The 15,779-nt window shown below is 37.0% G+C and carries 13 protein-coding genes; 10 read left to right on the top strand and 3 right to left on the bottom strand.

From position 1 onward, the window contains the following. Positions 1–53 precede the first annotated feature (53 nt). Positions 54–173 carry a YjcZ family sporulation protein gene (locus M3182_RS01355; protein ID WP_251429290.1) on the top strand — a complete coding sequence of 40 codons (120 nt, stop codon included), beginning with the start codon at positions 54–56 and terminating at the stop codon, positions 171–173. A 706-nt stretch (positions 174–879) separates the two neighbouring features. Here the strand turns inward: M3182_RS01355 and M3182_RS01350 are convergent. Then, positions 880–1,707: an STAS domain-containing protein gene (locus M3182_RS01350; RefSeq protein WP_251429293.1), complete on the bottom strand. Its 828-nt coding sequence runs from the start codon at positions 1,705–1,707 to the stop codon at positions 880–882. Between the two features lie 624 nt (positions 1,708–2,331). Between M3182_RS01350 and M3182_RS01345 the strand changes: the two genes are divergently transcribed. Together M3182_RS01345 and M3182_RS01340 are read left to right on the top strand one after the other, a co-directional pair. After that, positions 2,332–2,946 carry a TetR/AcrR family transcriptional regulator gene (locus M3182_RS01345; RefSeq protein ID WP_251555879.1) on the top strand — a complete coding sequence of 205 codons (615 nt, stop codon included), beginning with the start codon at positions 2,332–2,334 and terminating at the stop codon, positions 2,944–2,946. An 85-nt stretch (positions 2,947–3,031) separates the two neighbouring features. After that, complete coding sequence (locus tag M3182_RS01340) at positions 3,032–5,557, top strand: cytochrome P450 (RefSeq protein WP_285866604.1); 2,526 nt, start codon at positions 3,032–3,034, stop codon at positions 5,555–5,557. Between the two features lie 697 nt (positions 5,558–6,254). Here M3182_RS01340 and M3182_RS01335 read toward each other — a convergent pair. Continuing rightward, complete coding sequence (locus tag M3182_RS01335; RefSeq protein ID WP_251429299.1) at positions 6,255–7,463, bottom strand: dicarboxylate/amino acid:cation symporter; 1,209 nt, start codon at positions 7,461–7,463, stop codon at positions 6,255–6,257. 11 nt (positions 7,464–7,474) lie between these two features. Next, positions 7,475–8,692, bottom strand: coding sequence for a threonine synthase (locus M3182_RS01330; protein ID WP_251555878.1), 1,218 nt, complete (start codon positions 8,690–8,692; stop codon positions 7,475–7,477). A 384-nt stretch (positions 8,693–9,076) separates the two neighbouring features. Here M3182_RS01330 and M3182_RS01325 point away from each other — a divergent pair, with 384 nt between their 5' ends. The 7 genes from M3182_RS01325 (at position 9,077) to M3182_RS01295 (ending at position 15,661) form a co-directional block, all read left to right on the top strand. Further along, positions 9,077–10,921 carry an assimilatory sulfite reductase (NADPH) flavoprotein subunit gene (locus M3182_RS01325; protein WP_251429305.1) on the top strand — a complete coding sequence of 615 codons (1,845 nt, stop codon included), beginning with the start codon at positions 9,077–9,079 and terminating at the stop codon, positions 10,919–10,921. A 27-nt stretch (positions 10,922–10,948) separates the two neighbouring features. Further along, positions 10,949–12,670, top strand: a complete 1,722-nt coding sequence (gene cysI, locus M3182_RS01320; protein WP_251555876.1) for an assimilatory sulfite reductase (NADPH) hemoprotein subunit — start codon at positions 10,949–10,951, stop codon at positions 12,668–12,670. Positions 12,671–12,956: 286 nt separating this feature from the next. Next, positions 12,957–13,553, top strand: coding sequence for a hypothetical protein (locus M3182_RS01315; protein WP_251555873.1), 597 nt, complete (start codon positions 12,957–12,959; stop codon positions 13,551–13,553). Between the two features lie 133 nt (positions 13,554–13,686). Then, entirely contained in the window at positions 13,687–14,745 is a 1,059-nt protein-coding gene (locus M3182_RS01310) for an alpha/beta fold hydrolase (RefSeq protein ID WP_251429314.1), read from the top strand. A gap of 154 nt (positions 14,746–14,899) precedes the next feature. After that, positions 14,900–15,076: a DUF2187 family protein gene (locus M3182_RS01305; protein ID WP_251429317.1), complete on the top strand. Its 177-nt coding sequence runs from the start codon at positions 14,900–14,902 to the stop codon at positions 15,074–15,076. Positions 15,077–15,311: 235 nt separating this feature from the next. After that, positions 15,312–15,467, top strand: a complete 156-nt coding sequence (locus M3182_RS01300) for a hypothetical protein (RefSeq protein WP_251429320.1) — start codon at positions 15,312–15,314, stop codon at positions 15,465–15,467. Between the two features lie 44 nt (positions 15,468–15,511). After that, positions 15,512–15,661, top strand: a complete 150-nt coding sequence (locus M3182_RS01295) for a hypothetical protein (protein ID WP_251556028.1) — start codon at positions 15,512–15,514, stop codon at positions 15,659–15,661. The last annotated feature ends 118 nt before the right edge of the window (positions 15,662–15,779 follow it).

Genomic DNA, 15,779 nt, shown 5'->3' with positions numbered 1-15,779 from the left:
TGAGGCTTGGTGCATATTTTAATAGTGACCTAGTAAAATTGGAGGTGTATAGAATGAGTGGTAAAGGCGGATATGGTACAGGTTTTGCTTTACTTGTCGTACTGTTTATCCTATTGATCATTGTTGGTGCAGGTGGCTACGGAAGAGGTTACGGCGGTTACGGCTATTGGTAAACTTATTTTGAATAAGTAAAGTGTGGTTTTATGATTAAAGCTACACAAATTAGGAAAAACAGAGAATCCGTAAACTATCGCAAACAATAAAAAATAAAATGAAAATGACCTTCAAATTATAAGGTGATTTGGAGGTCTATTTTTGTTGATAAAGGGATTTTGATCATTGTTTTGGGTGAATTTGTAAATAAATATGGGGGCAGCTAGTAATCCACAGCAAAATACACTACACTTTTATTTGCAAATTGTTCTACAAACTGGTGATTTCATTGCGTATGAAAAATAATCGGAAAAACTCCGGTTAAATTGGGAAATACCTAAATTCCCCTAAAAATCTGAGGAGTTTTTCCGGGTTAGACTATCCAAATATTTGAATTTTTGTGTTATTAAGAGTGGTTAATCGGAATATCTCCGTTTATATCCTCTTCTTAAGCTTCCTCTAAATACAATAGCAGGAAATTCTCCTCCTATAAATTCTCATAGAAGGTAGCGGAAATGTTTTCTTCGTGAGCAATTAATAGCAAAATAGCAAGGGATAACCTCCGCCTTGCTATTTCTAATGTTTTTAATTTCTCTAGCTTTGCAAATTGCCCCTAAATTTTAAAGTGCAAAAAGTTCTCCCTGTTTTTTCTTTAATATTGGTTAAATCTGTATTCATTTAACACACATCATACCGTTCTTATAGCTGCATACAAGTTATTCAAGTCTAATGTTCTAGATATTTTTTTAAGGTTTGTTGAAGGGTACCTCTTGTATTAGCCTTGTCTCTGAAAGTAATTCCATCATGAATCATATTTCTGACCAATTCAGGGCGTAAACCAGTTAAAACAGCTTCACAACCCATCAACGAAATACCACTTAAAACTTTACGGAAATGGTCTAATATGTCTTTTTCCATAGTAACAACGCCAGAAAGATCAATTATGAGGGTTTCAACTTTTAATTGTTCAATGTCAGTTAGAACCTTTTCCTCAATCGTCTTAATGCGATATGAATCAATTAAACCTATTAAAGGTAGAACAGCAACCGTACGACTAACAGGAATAATCGGAACAGATAAATGTTCCACCATTTGTCTTTGAGATTTAATCAACTCGTCTTTATAATGCGAATAACTAAGGAAAAAGTTGTTCAAAAATTGGTCAATCCGATCATTAATCAATTTTTCTTGTTCATAAAATTGATCCATGGTACTTCTCTTTTCATGTAACTGTTCAAATTTATAAAGGAAATGCCATAAAGTCCTTCTAATCGCTTGGACCCATTCTAGCTTAAAAGCGAGCGTTAGAGAATGTTTTGCCCACACGACACCTTCCTGTTCGGCAAAACTTACGAGCTCAGTTTCTTTTTGTTCAACAACATATATTACTAACTTCTGTGCATTTACAAGAAGATCAATATTTCCTGTTTGCAGTATGTCTTGAATTTTAGAGGCGACGTTTACAGCCTCTGATAAAAGTTTGTTTTCAAATTGCGCTTTATTATTAATGATAAACTCAGTAATTGAGGACTTTTCATCGTACGTCAAACCCATCCTGTTTTGCAACTCCTTTATGAAATCCTGGTGAAATTTTTCTTGTATAGGTTGAATTTCGACATGTTTCCTTCATTTCCTGCTTGTAATCCATATTTTTACTACAGTGGTAGTGAAAAGTATTCATTGTAGTTGCTGTTAACTAAATAAAAGTTATGCACAAATTAATTTTTCTTGCATGTCCAAGTGTTTTTTTGTTCATGTAGTGTTAAAGAGCGATGCTGGTTTTCTGGTATGGTGATTGTAACAGAGGACACGAAGACTCTTCGACAATGCGAGGCCAAGGCTGACCCGACAAGGCGAGGAGTAAGAAATGCGTGGCCGAATATCATGAAAAAGAGGCTCTGAGAAAAGAAGTTTTGCCTCTGTGGGCAGAGCTAGATAGACTCTCGGACACCACGCGGATAACCAAGTGGCTTGAGCGGAAGTCAACAAAAGGGTTTCACAGAGGCTTTTTACTTAAGAAACATCAGGGAAAGAAGCGGTACCTCATAAAGATAGATAGGATAGAATTTATTTAGTGTTAACCAGTTAAAATCAGGACAGTTAGCAATTGTCGAAAATTGTAGATAATTTTAGTGAAAATAAGTATTGTTTTAATTTTTGCAATAATGTATAAATTGAGTGAGTAAGTATTCACTAACCTTAGCTGAAAGTGGGGAAATGATGGGGCAAAAAACAAATACAAAAGAAAAAATCATCCAAAAGTCAAGAAAATTATTTGCTGAACGCGGGTACAATGGGGCAACAACCGCGGAAATCGCACGTAGAGTTGGTGTCTCAGAAGCTGCTTTATATAAGCATTTTAAAAATAAAAAAGAAATCTTCTTAGCTTGTATTACTCCGTCTGTTTTTAAAAAAGTAGAGAATGATCTTGAGCCTGATGTACATGATATCATCCAGGCACGTATGGATTTAGTACGCAGCAATCTAGATAGTTTTAACATTCTATTTAGGGAGTACCCTTATCATCCGGAATTGGCAAAAGTATTTTTAGAACAGGTTTATACCCAAGACAAACATATGAAACACCTTATGAAAAAAGTTGCGAACGATCAATTAACTCCAGTGCAGTCCCTATTATATGAAATAGGAATTACCAGTGCGATTTGGGCAATTTTAAACTTTGAAAAGGTTCAAGAGCAGGTTAGCCCTGAAACAATGCCATTAGGTAATATTAGTGAAGAGATAGCTGAGTTTGTGTTATATGGGGTAGCTGGAAAAAAAGAAAGTCAATAAGTTTATTCTTGTTTTTCCTATTGAAGTAAAAGTATTAAGAAATCAAGCTTAGATATAATTAGAAGGTTTGGGGGAAATTTTATCTATGGAAAAGCAAATGCGGATTCCGCAACCAAAAACATATGGACCACTGGGAAATGTTCCTTTACTTGATAAGGACGAACCAACATTATCACTCTGTAAGTTAGCCGATAGGTATGGACCTATTTTTCGCATGGAGTTTTATGGTGGATTTTCACAAATTGTTCTTTCTGGAGAGGAATGGGTTAAGGAAGTTTGTGATGATTCTAAGTTTGATAAAAGTCTTGCTGGAGGACTTCATTTTGTCCGCGCATTTGCTGGGGATGGGCTGTTTACTGGAAAAACACAAGAACCCAATTGGCAAAAAGCACATAATATTTTGATTCCATCATTCAGTCAACAAGCGATGAAAGGCTACCATTCTATGATGGTAGACATTGCTTTACAATTAGTGCAGAAATGGGCTAGATTGGGTCAAAATGAGAGCATTGATGTACCCGATAATATGACAAGACTAACGTTAGATACAATCGGTTTGTGTGGATTTAATTATCGTTTCAACAGCTTTTATCAAGAAGAACATAACCCTTTTATCATCAGTATGGTCAACGCTTTAGATGAAGCCATGCATCAAAGTACACGTTTACCGATTCAAAATAAGTTGTATATTTCTAAGAAAAAGCAGTTTGAACAAGATATTCAGGCGATGTTCTCTCTGGTTGATAAATTGATTGCAGAACGAAGAGAACAAGGCGACCAAGGTGAAACCGATTTGCTTGCACGGATGTTAACAGCTAATGATCCACAGACAGGCGAGCAATTAGATGATGAAAATATTCGATTCCAGATCATTACGTTCCTTATTGCAGGACATGAGACAACAAGTGGGTTACTATCATTTGCTCTGTATTTAATGCTCAAACATCCAGAGGTTATGAAAAAGGCTTACGCAGAAGTTGACCAAGTGCTAACAAGTCCTATTCCGACCTATAAACAAGTTACACAGCTTAAATATATTCGACAGATACTAAACGAATCCTTACGTCTTTATCCAACTGCACCGCAATTTACCTTATATGCCAAGGAAGATATGGTGTTAGGTGGAAAATATCCAATTGAAAAGCGTCAAAATGTTGTTGTATTATTGCCACAACTTCATCGCGACAAAAATGCTTGGGGTGAAGATGCTGAGGAGTTTAAGCCTGAGCGTTTTGATAATCCGAAGAATATTCCACACGATGCTTACAAACCATTTGGGAACGGGCAACGAGCATGTATTGGAATGCAATTTGCTCTTCATGAGGCTACATTAGTACTCGGTATGATTTTACAGCATTTTGAGTTAGTCGATCATGAAAATTATGAATTGAAAATTAAACAAACATTAACTCTTAAACCAGACAATTTTAAGCTACGAGTTAAGCTTAGAAATAAGAAAATATTGGATCCTTTCTCCCTAACAACGGAGGCTAAAAGAACGAAACAACTGGATAAAAAAGGAGCGGGAAAACTACTGGGGGTAGATAATAAACCATTGCTTGTTTTGTACGGATCCAATATGGGAACGGCTGAAGGAGTTGCCCGGGATTTAGGGGACCTTGCAAATGCTTATGGGGTAAAGACGGAAGTAGGCACCCTCGATGATTATATTGGTCGTTTACCTAAAGAAGGAGCAGTGATTATTGTTACATCATCCTATAACGGGAAACCGCCTAAAAATGCCCGAAAGTTTGTAAAATGGCTAGACACTGTGCAGTATGGTGAATTAAAGGGTGTAAATTATGCGGTGTTTGGATGTGGGGACCGAAACTGGGCAAGTACTTATCAAAACGTTCCATCTATGATCGATGAACAGTTGGAGCAGAAAGGGGCAACAAGATTTTCCCAACGAGGTGAGGCAGATGCAAGCGGTGAGTTTGAAAAACAACTTGAACAGTGGAAAAAAGAATTGCTTTCAAATGCGCTCAAGGCCTTTGGGTTAAAATTTGAAGGTAGCTCTGAACAAAAACAAGCGTCCAATGGTCTAGGCATGCAATTTGTAACAGGTACTGAGTTGTCATTAGAATATAACGATCGGATTTCAGAAGGCTTTGTTGACGCTACAAAGCTATCAATTCCTGAGGAAGTGGCTTTTAAGGAAGGAGATAAGCTCGGTGTGTTTCCTAGTAATGAAGCCGAAATCGTAGATCGTGTGTTAAAACGATTCAAACTGAATGCACATGATATTGTGGTTCTAAAAAATACGGAATCAACTACCTATCTTCCGATTAATAGGCCAATCTCTCTGGATCATTTACTTCAAAACTGGCTGGATCTAACACAACCTGCTACTGCTGAGCAGGTGAAAGAGTTAGCGGCTATTACGGTATGTCCACCACATAGATTTGAATTAGAGGCTATGGCTGAAGAAGGAGTATATGAGAAACGTATTCTTGAAACAAAAATAACTGTGTTGGATTTATTAGAAAAATATGAAGCATGTGAATTGTCGTTTGAACGTTTTATTGAAATGCTACCACCTTTAAATCCAAAATTCTATTCTATATCAAGTTCTATTGAGAAGAAAGAAAATAATCGGATGTCTGTCTAGTGTTGGAAATAAAAGAATAATTTTGAAAAAAAGCAGAGAATTAGTCGTTTCTCTGCTTTTTTTACTGATTTTTGCTAAGTGCAGTCATTATGCGAGTAGTTGAGGATAATGATTGTTAAGGATAATGTCAAAATCATCATTACGTAAGGAACAATGCACCGACGATCCTGTCGCTAACTTCGTTAATAATCCGAATATAATATTATGTACAGTATTCCATTGTGGTTCCTAGTTCAATAACCCAAGTAACATTTTGTGGGGAATGGACATTGTTGTATAAATTAAAATTATTGAGTATATAAGGTAGACATCCACTATTTTCCTGCTTGTCCCTATATCGTAAAAAGTTGACAGCGAAATCGGTGTTACAAATAAATCCTCATCTTTTAGAGCCATGGACGTGTTTTCCCATTTTAGCATGTCTATCTGAGGCTTTAACCATATCCACTTATTCGAATGATTTTATCTAATTTCGCCCAACATTTAGTCTCGAATTTCTGTGAACTGAATGATTAGTATGGTTATATTGTTAAGATTATTTTAGGATGTTCATAATTATAAAGAAGCAACAGGGTAGGCACCTTATATACGATTGTTAAGGTCTTATAGAATAAAAGAACTGTATGAGTTTAAATTGTTGGTAAGAGGGGGAGGAAAAGAGAAAAAACGGATGCTGCTATTAAGCATCCGTTTTAATTTATGCAACTTTGGCTTGTTTTTTCTTATTTTCTGACTGCTGGACAACAACGGCTGCCGAGGCATCGCCAATGACATTTAAACTTGTCCTGAACATATCTAGAATGCGGTCGATGGCTGCTACTAGGGCGATTCCTTCAAGTGGAAGGTTAACAGATTGAAGAACCAACGTAAGCATGATTAAACCTGCACCAGGAACTCCGGCTGCTCCAATAGATACAAGGACTGCCATTAACATTACTGTGAATATCTGAATTACCGATAACTCGATGTTGAAGAATTGAGCGATAAAGATAACAGCAATTCCTTGATAGATGGCAGCTCCATCCATGTTAATAGTTGATCCTAGTGGTAAGACAAATGAAGAGATCTCTTTAGAAACACCTAGGTTTTCTTCCGTGTTTTTTATTGAAACAGGTAAAGTAGCTGAACTGCTGGCTGTTGTAAAAGCCACTAAACCCGCAGGGGCAATCCCTTTTACAAATTTGATTGGACTCATTTTTCCTAATGTTTTTACTGCTATTGAATAAGTGACAAATAGCTGAATGGCACACGCGATTGCTACAGCAAGAATTACTTTTAATAAAGGTAAAATGATCGACAAACCATAATTTCCTACAATTGGAGCCATGATCCCGAAAATTCCAATAGGTGCAAGCTTCATAATGACACCGGTAATTTTGTACATGACCTCCGCTAAAGCATCAAAAACGTTGGCTAACGGTTTTGCTTTTTCCCCAACAGCAGTGATTGCAATTCCGACCGCAATCGCAATAAAGATTATTTGAAGAATATTGCCAGTACTAAGCGATTCAAACGGATTTGTTGGAATTATGTTTAAAAATGTTTCTAGGAAACTAGGTATCTCTTGCTGTTCCGTATTTTCTGTAGGCACTGCAATGTTAAGACCTTTTCCTGGTGCGATAATTGTTCCGATAAGTAAACCAATAGTAACTGCCATAAAAGTGGTTACCATAAAATAAGCAAGAGTTTTCCCACCTACAGTCATGAGCTTTTTAACATTATCTAGGCTTGTAATTCCAGTAATTAAGGAAGCCAATACTAAAGGCACTACAATAAACTTGATAAGTCGAAGAAAGAAGTCACCTAACGGTTGGACAACTTCCATCTTAGGACCAAAGATGACTCCAAAAATAATCGCTAAGACAAACCCAATAAAAATTTGTCCCAGCATTCCAATCTTTTTCATAAATAACCTCCTTAACTTGTAATTACATCATTCGGCTGTAGTAAAGGGATGTTGGAAAGATCCACAGATTCAGGATATTTAATTCCTTGACCTGTATTTAAGCAAATAACTTTATCTGTTTCTTTAATCCAATTTTGTTCTCGTAATGTTCTCGCTGCAGCAAAGGTCGCAGCTCCTTCTGGACAAATAAAATTCCCTTCCATTTTAGCAACTTCTACTTGTGCTTGAGAAAGCTCTGTTTCTGAAACAGCTACAGCACATCCATTCGTTTTATAGATGGCTTCAAGTACAAGGAAATCTCCCAGTGCTTTAGGTACATTAATACCAAATGCACTAGTTTCTGAGTTGTCCCAAAACTCGGACTCCGTTTTCCCTTCTTCCCAAGCTTTGACAATAGGTGCACAACCTTCGGCTTGAACTGCGACAAGCCTTGGAAGCTTTTTAGATGAAATCCAGCCTAGCTCCTGCATTTCAAGAAGAGCTTTATAAATACCGATAAGTCCGACGCCGCCCCCTGTAGGGTAAAGAATTACATCAGGGATTTCCCAGTTTAGCTGCTCTAATATTTCATAGCCCATTGTCTTCTTACCTTCGATACGGTATGGCTCTTTTAAAGTGGAAGCATCGTAAATACCATTCTCTTTAACAAGCTTCCCAACGATCTTACCTGCATCGCTGATTAATCCATTTACTAAGTAAAGGTCACCACCAGAGACAGCTACCTCCTTGCGGGTAATGGCAGGGGCATCTTCTGGCATAACAATGGTTGCTTTAATCCTTGCTCTGGCAGAATAAAGGGCCCATGCAGCACCGGCATTACCATTAGTAGGCATAGCAAGTTGCTTTACTCCAATTTCTTTTGCCTTTGAAACTCCAACACTAGCCCCGCGAGTTTTAAACGATCCTGTAGGAATGATTCCTTCATCCTTAATATACAAGTTTGGGATGTTCATATTTTCACCAAGTTTTTTCAAATGAACGAAAGGAGTCATTCCTTCACCTAACGTTACAACGTTCTCTTCGTTTTTGACTGGAAGGACCTCATGGTATCTCCACAAGCTGTTTTCACGTGAAGTTAAGTCCTCTTTATTAAAAGTACCTTTCACTTCATCAAGTTTATAGCGTACTAATAATGGCGCTCCGCATTTACAAAGTTGCTGGATTTCACTTTCTGCATAAATTTCTTGGCACTTTGGGCATTCAAGGTGTGATACGTAACTATAAGACATTTCCATTCCTCCAATAATTTATATTGCTATGTAGCTATGTTTGTTAGAAATCGATCAATGCAGTCATTAACGCATTAGCAATATTCTAAATGATGAATAATGTACTTATAGATTAAATAATAGTATTCCGACTTGTCAACTCGAATTTATAGGGTATATTAAATATATAACAAATTATCAATGAGTATGACATTGGATCACGACGTAAAACTTGAAGGAAAAGACAAAAAAGATTTTATTGCATAAAACCGACTTGACTTATAGGAATAGTAAAATTATTATAAACTTAATCATTTTTTGACCCAAAACGGTGGGAAATTATGAAAATAGTATTTATAATGACAAAGAATGACAAGTTTAGATTTTTTTGTGAGGTGGATATAGTTGCAACTTCAGGTATTGAACAGTCCGTTTAATCAAGAGCAGGTAGAGCTTCTTAACAGTCTACTGCCAACGTTGACTGAATCACAAAAAGTATGGTTGAGCGGTTTCCTTGCTGCTTCGCAGTCTAATATTCCTGCGAGTGCTCCATTAGAAGCAGCGATCAAACAGGTGAGTGAAGCTTCTGTCGCAAACTTAGGGCAACCAATTTCGAAGGAAGTAACCATTTTATATGGTTCACAAACTGGGAATGCGCAAGGACTTGCGAAGAAATCAGGGAAAAAGCTTGAAGACAATGGCTTCAATGTAACTGTGTCGTCAATGAGTGATTTTAAACCGAATAATCTAAAAAAACTGACAAACTTATTGATTATTGTGAGCACACATGGAGAAGGAGATCCTCCAGATAATGCTTTATCCTTTCATGAATTTGTTCATGGACGTCGCGCACCAAAACTAGAAAATTTACATTACTCTGTGTTGTCCCTAGGAGATAGTTCATATGAGTTTTTCTGTCAAACAGGGAAAGATTTTGATCAGCGTTTGGAAGAACTAGGCGGTACTAGGCTTTACCCACGCTTTGATTGTGACCTTGATTTTGATGAACCTGCTGCAGAATGGCTTGATGGTGTTTTAGCCAGTCTTAATGAGTCACAAGGCGGCAATGTCAATCAAGGAAAAGAAACTTCGAGTTCTGTGACGACTGAAACAGTAGAACCTATTTATTCCAGAACGAATCCTTTTAAAGCGGAAGTACTTGAGAATATTAATTTAAACGGTCGTGGGTCTAATAAGGAAACCCGCCATTTAGAATTATCTCTTGAAGGGTCGGGTCTAACGTATAAACCGGGAGACAGTCTTGGCATTTACCCAGAAAATGATCCTGAATTAGTGGAGTTGCTTCTTGAGGAACTTCAGTTTAGTCCTGATCAAACCGTGACAATCAATAAACAAGGTGATATTCGATCTTTAAAAGAAGCACTTGTGTCTTACTATGAGATTACAGTGTTAACCAAGCCTCTTATCCAAAAAGTTGCTGAACTTAATAATCATGACGAACTTCGCCAATTATTAATTCCTGGAAATGAAGAGAAACTTAAAGTCTACTTGGACGGTCGGGATTTACTTGATTTAGTACGTGATTTTGGAAGATGGGGAAGTTCCGCACAGGAATTTGTTTCAATCCTTCGTAAAATGCCAGCACGTCTTTATTCAATTGCAAGTAGCCTTGAAGCCAATCCTGATGAAGTTCATTTGACGATTGGTGCTGTTCGCTATGACACTCATGGTCGCAAACGCAAAGGGGTAGCATCTATCCATTGTGCAGAACGTTTGCAACCTGGAGACACTGTACCAGTATTTGTTCAACATAATGATAATTTCCGTTTGCCAGAAACAGCGGATACACCAATTATCATGGTCGGACCTGGAACAGGAGTGGCTCCATTCCGTTCCTTCATGCAGGAGCGCGAAGAAATCGGGGCAGAAGGTAAGTCATGGATGTTCTTTGGAGACCAACATTTTGTTACCGACTTTTTATATCAAACAGAATGGCAGAAGTGGTTAAAAGACGGTGTGCTAACCAAAATGGATGTTGCGTTTTCCCGCGATACTGCTAAAAAAATTTATGTTCAGCATCGAATGCAAGAGCATAGTAAAGAATTATTCAACTGGCTTCAAGAAGGGGCAGTTGTGTATGTTTGTGGAGATGAGAAGCATATGGCGCATGATGTCCACAACACTTTACTAGATATCATTGAAAAAGAAGGGAATTTAACCCCTAAACAAGCAGAAGAATATTTGGCTGAGATGCAGCAGCAAAGACGTTACCAACGTGATGTATATTGATTGGGATTTGAAAGGAGTAATTTCAACATGGTGAACAAAACTTTATCAGCGCCAGAAGGAGCTCCAAGTGATGTAGAGCGCATAAAGAGAGAGAGCAATTATTTACGTGGAACGCTAAAAGAAGTGATGCTAGACCCAATAAGCTCGGGTATTCCAGATGATGATAACCGGTTAATGAAACATCATGGTAGTTATTTACAAGATGATCGTGATGTTCGTGTCGAGCGCCAAAAGCAAAAGCTAGAGCCTGCCTACCAATTTATGTTACGTGTTAGGATGCCAGGTGGAGTATCTACACCTTCCCAATGGTTGGTAATGGATGAGTTAGCTGATAAATATGGGAATGGAACTTTGAAGCTAACAACACGCGAAACCTTTCAGATGCATGGGATTCTCAAATGGAATATGAAATCCACGATTCAAGGGATTAATGAGGCATTATTAGATACGATTGCAGCCTGTGGAGACGTAAATCGTAATGTGATGTGTACATCAAATCCCTATCAATCTGAGATCCATGCAGAAGTCTATGAGTGGTCAAAAAAACTAAGTGATGACTTGTTGCCTAAGACACGTGCTTATCATGAGATTTGGCTAGATGAAGAAAAAGTAGCCGGTACTCCAGAAGTGGAAGAGGAAGTTGAACCAATGTATGGTCCGCTTTACCTACCACGTAAGTTTAAGATTGGTATTGCTGTCCCACCAGCTAATGATATTGATGTGTTTTCACAGGATTTAGGCTTTATTGCGATTATTGAAGATGACAAACTTGTCGGTTTCAATGTTGCCATCGGCGGTGGAATGGGAATGTCGCATGGGGATAAAGAAACATATCCTCAGCTAGCAAAAGTTATTGGTTTCTGCAAACCGGATAAATTATATGAGATTGCAGAAAAAACAATTACAATTCAACGTGATTATGGGAACCGCTCTGCTCGTAAAAATGCTCGATTTAAGTATACGGTTGACCGTCTTGGGCTAGACGTAGTCAAAGAAGAATTAGAGTCTCGTCTCGGGTGGGCTTTAGATGAAGCAAGGCCCTATCATTTTGAACATAACGGAGACCGCTACGGTTGGGTCAAGGGAATCAAAGGCAAATGGCATTTAACCCTTTTCATTGAGGGTGGTCGAATAAAGGATTATGAAGATTTCAAGTTGAAGACCGCTTTACGTGAAATTGCCAAAGTCCATACTGGGGATTTCCGCTTAACGGCAAATCAAAATTTGATCATCGGCAATATATCAAGTCAAAAGAAGAAAAAAATTACAGAGTTGATTGAACAATACGGCTTAACAGATGGCAGTCATTATTCTGCCCTCCGCCGAAATTCAATGACTTGTGTAGCCTTGCCTACCTGTGGTTTAGCAATGGCCGAAGCGGAACGATACTTACCAAGCCTAATAGATAAAATCGATGAGATTATTGAAGAAAATGGTTTAAGAAATGAAGAAATTACGATTAGAATGACAGGTTGTCCGAATGGGTGTGCGCGTCACGCACTTGGCGAAATTGGTTTTATCGGTAAAGCAGTAGGAAAATACAATATGTATTTGGGTGCAGCATTTGATGGAAGCCGTTTAAGTAAAATGTATCGAGAAAATATTGGCGAAGAAGAGATATTAACTGAACTTCGTAAACTATTCCCTCGATACGCAAAAGAACGCCATGAGGGCGAACATTTTGGAGACTTTGTTATTCGAGTGGGAATCGTCAAAGAAACTACGGATGGCACCAATTTTCATGAATAATGAAAAAAGACAGGTTTTATATGAACCTGTCTTTTTCCTTTTTATTAAAAAGATTAAAATAAACATTAGGAGGAAAATGTTTTCAAAATATTCATATTTGCAGAGAAAATAAGGTTGTTCTACTAAAGTTATCGGTGTAAAATATTGGAGAATAATAGATTTTGCCGATTTATATTGTGTTTACGTTAGAGGAGGTTTTCAGGCGGACTAAATATTTTTTTAGAAACAAATGAATGAGTATTCATTCAACTTTAAAATTTGTTTTATGACTAAGAGGTGAAGGAAAATGGGAGAAGAATACACAAGCAATCCTTATGAATCATTTAGAGTATTTAGTGAAATGTGGGAGAAGCGCTTAAACGACTTACTCATTAAGTCCATTGATCAGCGCGAACTAACGATGTTGACTCAACTTGGTGTCACGGCTCACTCTAGATATATTGAAAGAATGAAGCGAAATCAAGAGTTAATCGCAAATATGATAAACATTCCAACCAAAAAAGATGTGGCCAATGTTGCAAAGTTAACAGTGCAAGCAGAAGAAAAATTAGATATCCTCCAACAACAAATATGGGAATTACAAGATGCCTTTACATTAGCCTTTCGGGAACAAAATAAACTTGTTAAAGAATTCATGGAATTTAATCAAAATTTACAAACAGAATGGGATAAATCCAAAAAAGAATTAATTGAAGTTAAGAAAATAAACACCGAGGTTAAGAAGTTAAGACAAGAATTGGCTGATTATCAGGGAACAAAAACCATCGTAGAGGAATTAAAAACTGAATTAACTCAGCTTAAAGAAATTAAATCAGAAGTGGCGCAGTTTAAAGAGATGGTGAGAATGGAGAATCAGAAAAAACCACTTGTCACGGCTGAATAAACGAATAGGGGGGGTGTTCCTACAATTCTCTTTCATTGACAAGTGATTTCACCTTGAAATCAAAAATGAGAATTTTTTCATCAAACTTAAACGAAAACAACTTGATCAAATTATATGAAAGGAGTGGGTTTCAATGGGATCCACATTAAAAGGGCGATTACCAGTCCCGAATTTGAATACCGAAAAGGACCGTTGGTGTCAACTTTATAAAGTTTTAAATGAACCGAGGCCCGAAATTATCCCGTCGCCAAGACAAGCTGTTTGGAAAAAGAATAAGTCTGTCTTATGGTATTATCCTGCCAAAGAAAAGAAATACGATATTCCGCTCTTTATGGTATATTCACTATTGAATAAACCTTATATACTAGATATATCCGAACAAAACAGTGTTATTGGAAATTTGACGAAACAAGGTTATGACGTATATATGTACGATTGGGGATCCCCAGGGTTAGAAGATAAAGATATTACATTAGACAACTATATACTAGATTATTTAGAAATGGCGATTAGAGTGGCATTGAGGCATTCAAAGGTTTCAGAAATATCTTTAGTTGGCTATTGTATTGGAGGTACATTATCTGCCATTTTGGCTTCAATTACGGATTTACCAATCAAAAACTTGGTATTAGCTGCGGTACCGATTGATTATAGTGATTTTATATTACCAGACCAATGGGTGAATGCGATTCAGGATGGAACACTTAATCTCGATCGAATGATCAATGCTTATGAAGTGATCCCATCTGAATTTTTATATGCTACACTACTTGCATTACAAGGCTTTAATATCGGCCCTAACATCAATCTCATTACGCGCGGACATGATCAAGCGTATGTAGACAAGTGGCGAAGGATGGATAAATGGTTGAAAGATCCTGTCACATTCTCGGGCGCAGCCTTTAAACAGATGTTAAATGAATTATACAAAAACAATAAACTTGTAAAAGGTGAGTTGGTTATTGGCGGTAAGCGAGTGGATTTAAGAAACATTGATTGTAACATATTGGTTATTACATCGACAAACGATAATTTAGTACTTGAGAGTCAAAGCCTGCCGGTTATGGATCTTGTCTCTAGTGAAGACAAAACGTATCAGTTAGTTGAGGCTGGCCATGTATCAATTTGTTTAACTGGTAAATTTGCATTTGCGATTGACCCATGGTTATCCACACGTTCTGATCTTAACTAAAGCGAAAAAGCGAGGGGATTTTACTTCTCGCTTTTTTTTCCTATATATAATGAAAAAAAGAATGTAAGATTGTTTGACAAAAGAGATGAAATCTCTCCCAATCTTTTCTATATTTTAATAAATATTAGAATCCTTTTAGGAAGGAGAGATAGACATGACAGTAAGAAAAGCAATGGTTGGAGACTATATCATGTCCATAAAAGGGATCAAGGGACAAGTAGAAAAAGTGAATGAGAACTCTGTTATTATAGAAATTATAGAAAACTTATCTCAATACGAATTTAGCAATAACCGGACGGTGGTTTCCCATAAAAATTATATTGTTGTTTAATATGGCCCTTTTCTCAAAGATGCTGCTTTTTTAAGGGAATATAGAATAATTTATTTCCATTCTAAAAATCGTCAACTACGTAGTAACACAGAGAAAAACTTATTTCGCGTTAAAATCGGCTTTAGGATTATAACAACAAAGTTTACGAAAAAGCCTTAAATTTAGTGTCTCCAGAACATAAAACAGGTATTACAAGGGAAATATAGTCTTAGTACAACTGAACAGGAGGTTGAAAATGGATAATAAAGCGAACTTAGAACAACTATTAAAAGAATATGGCTATCCTATTGAAGCTATTGATCGATTTATGAAAGATGTGGAAAGTTTAGATTATGAAGAAGCTAAACAACGGATTATGCCTTATAAGGATATAACAGCGGAACGTTCCTAAATGAACTTAGTGAAATACATCTTCGATAAAAGGAGGATATAGAAGTGATGAAAAAGGAAGATAAAGAAGTGGAAAAAAAACCAGAAAACGGACTTTACGGAGTCGAGGCAGAAGATAGTCTCCAATCAATAAATTTTGCAACAACAGAGAATCCCTATTTAAATGAACACTTTCAAGAAGAACCTGAGGATTAACCATAGACAAACGGTCCTGTCTTCGCCTTTGGCTCGCCTACCAGCAAGTTTTCTTTCTAAACTTCCATATTAATACCAATTTAAGATTGGAAAGTGTTACAATGGAAGGAAAGAGGGG

The sequence above is a fragment of the Mesobacillus maritimus genome (assembly GCF_023715205.1).
Taxonomy (GTDB): Bacteria; Bacillota; Bacilli; order Bacillales; family Cytobacillaceae; genus Mesobacillus_B; species Mesobacillus_B maritimus_C.
The sequence above is the reverse complement of the archived record's forward strand: the minus strand, read 5'-3'. Positions and strand labels throughout refer to the sequence as shown.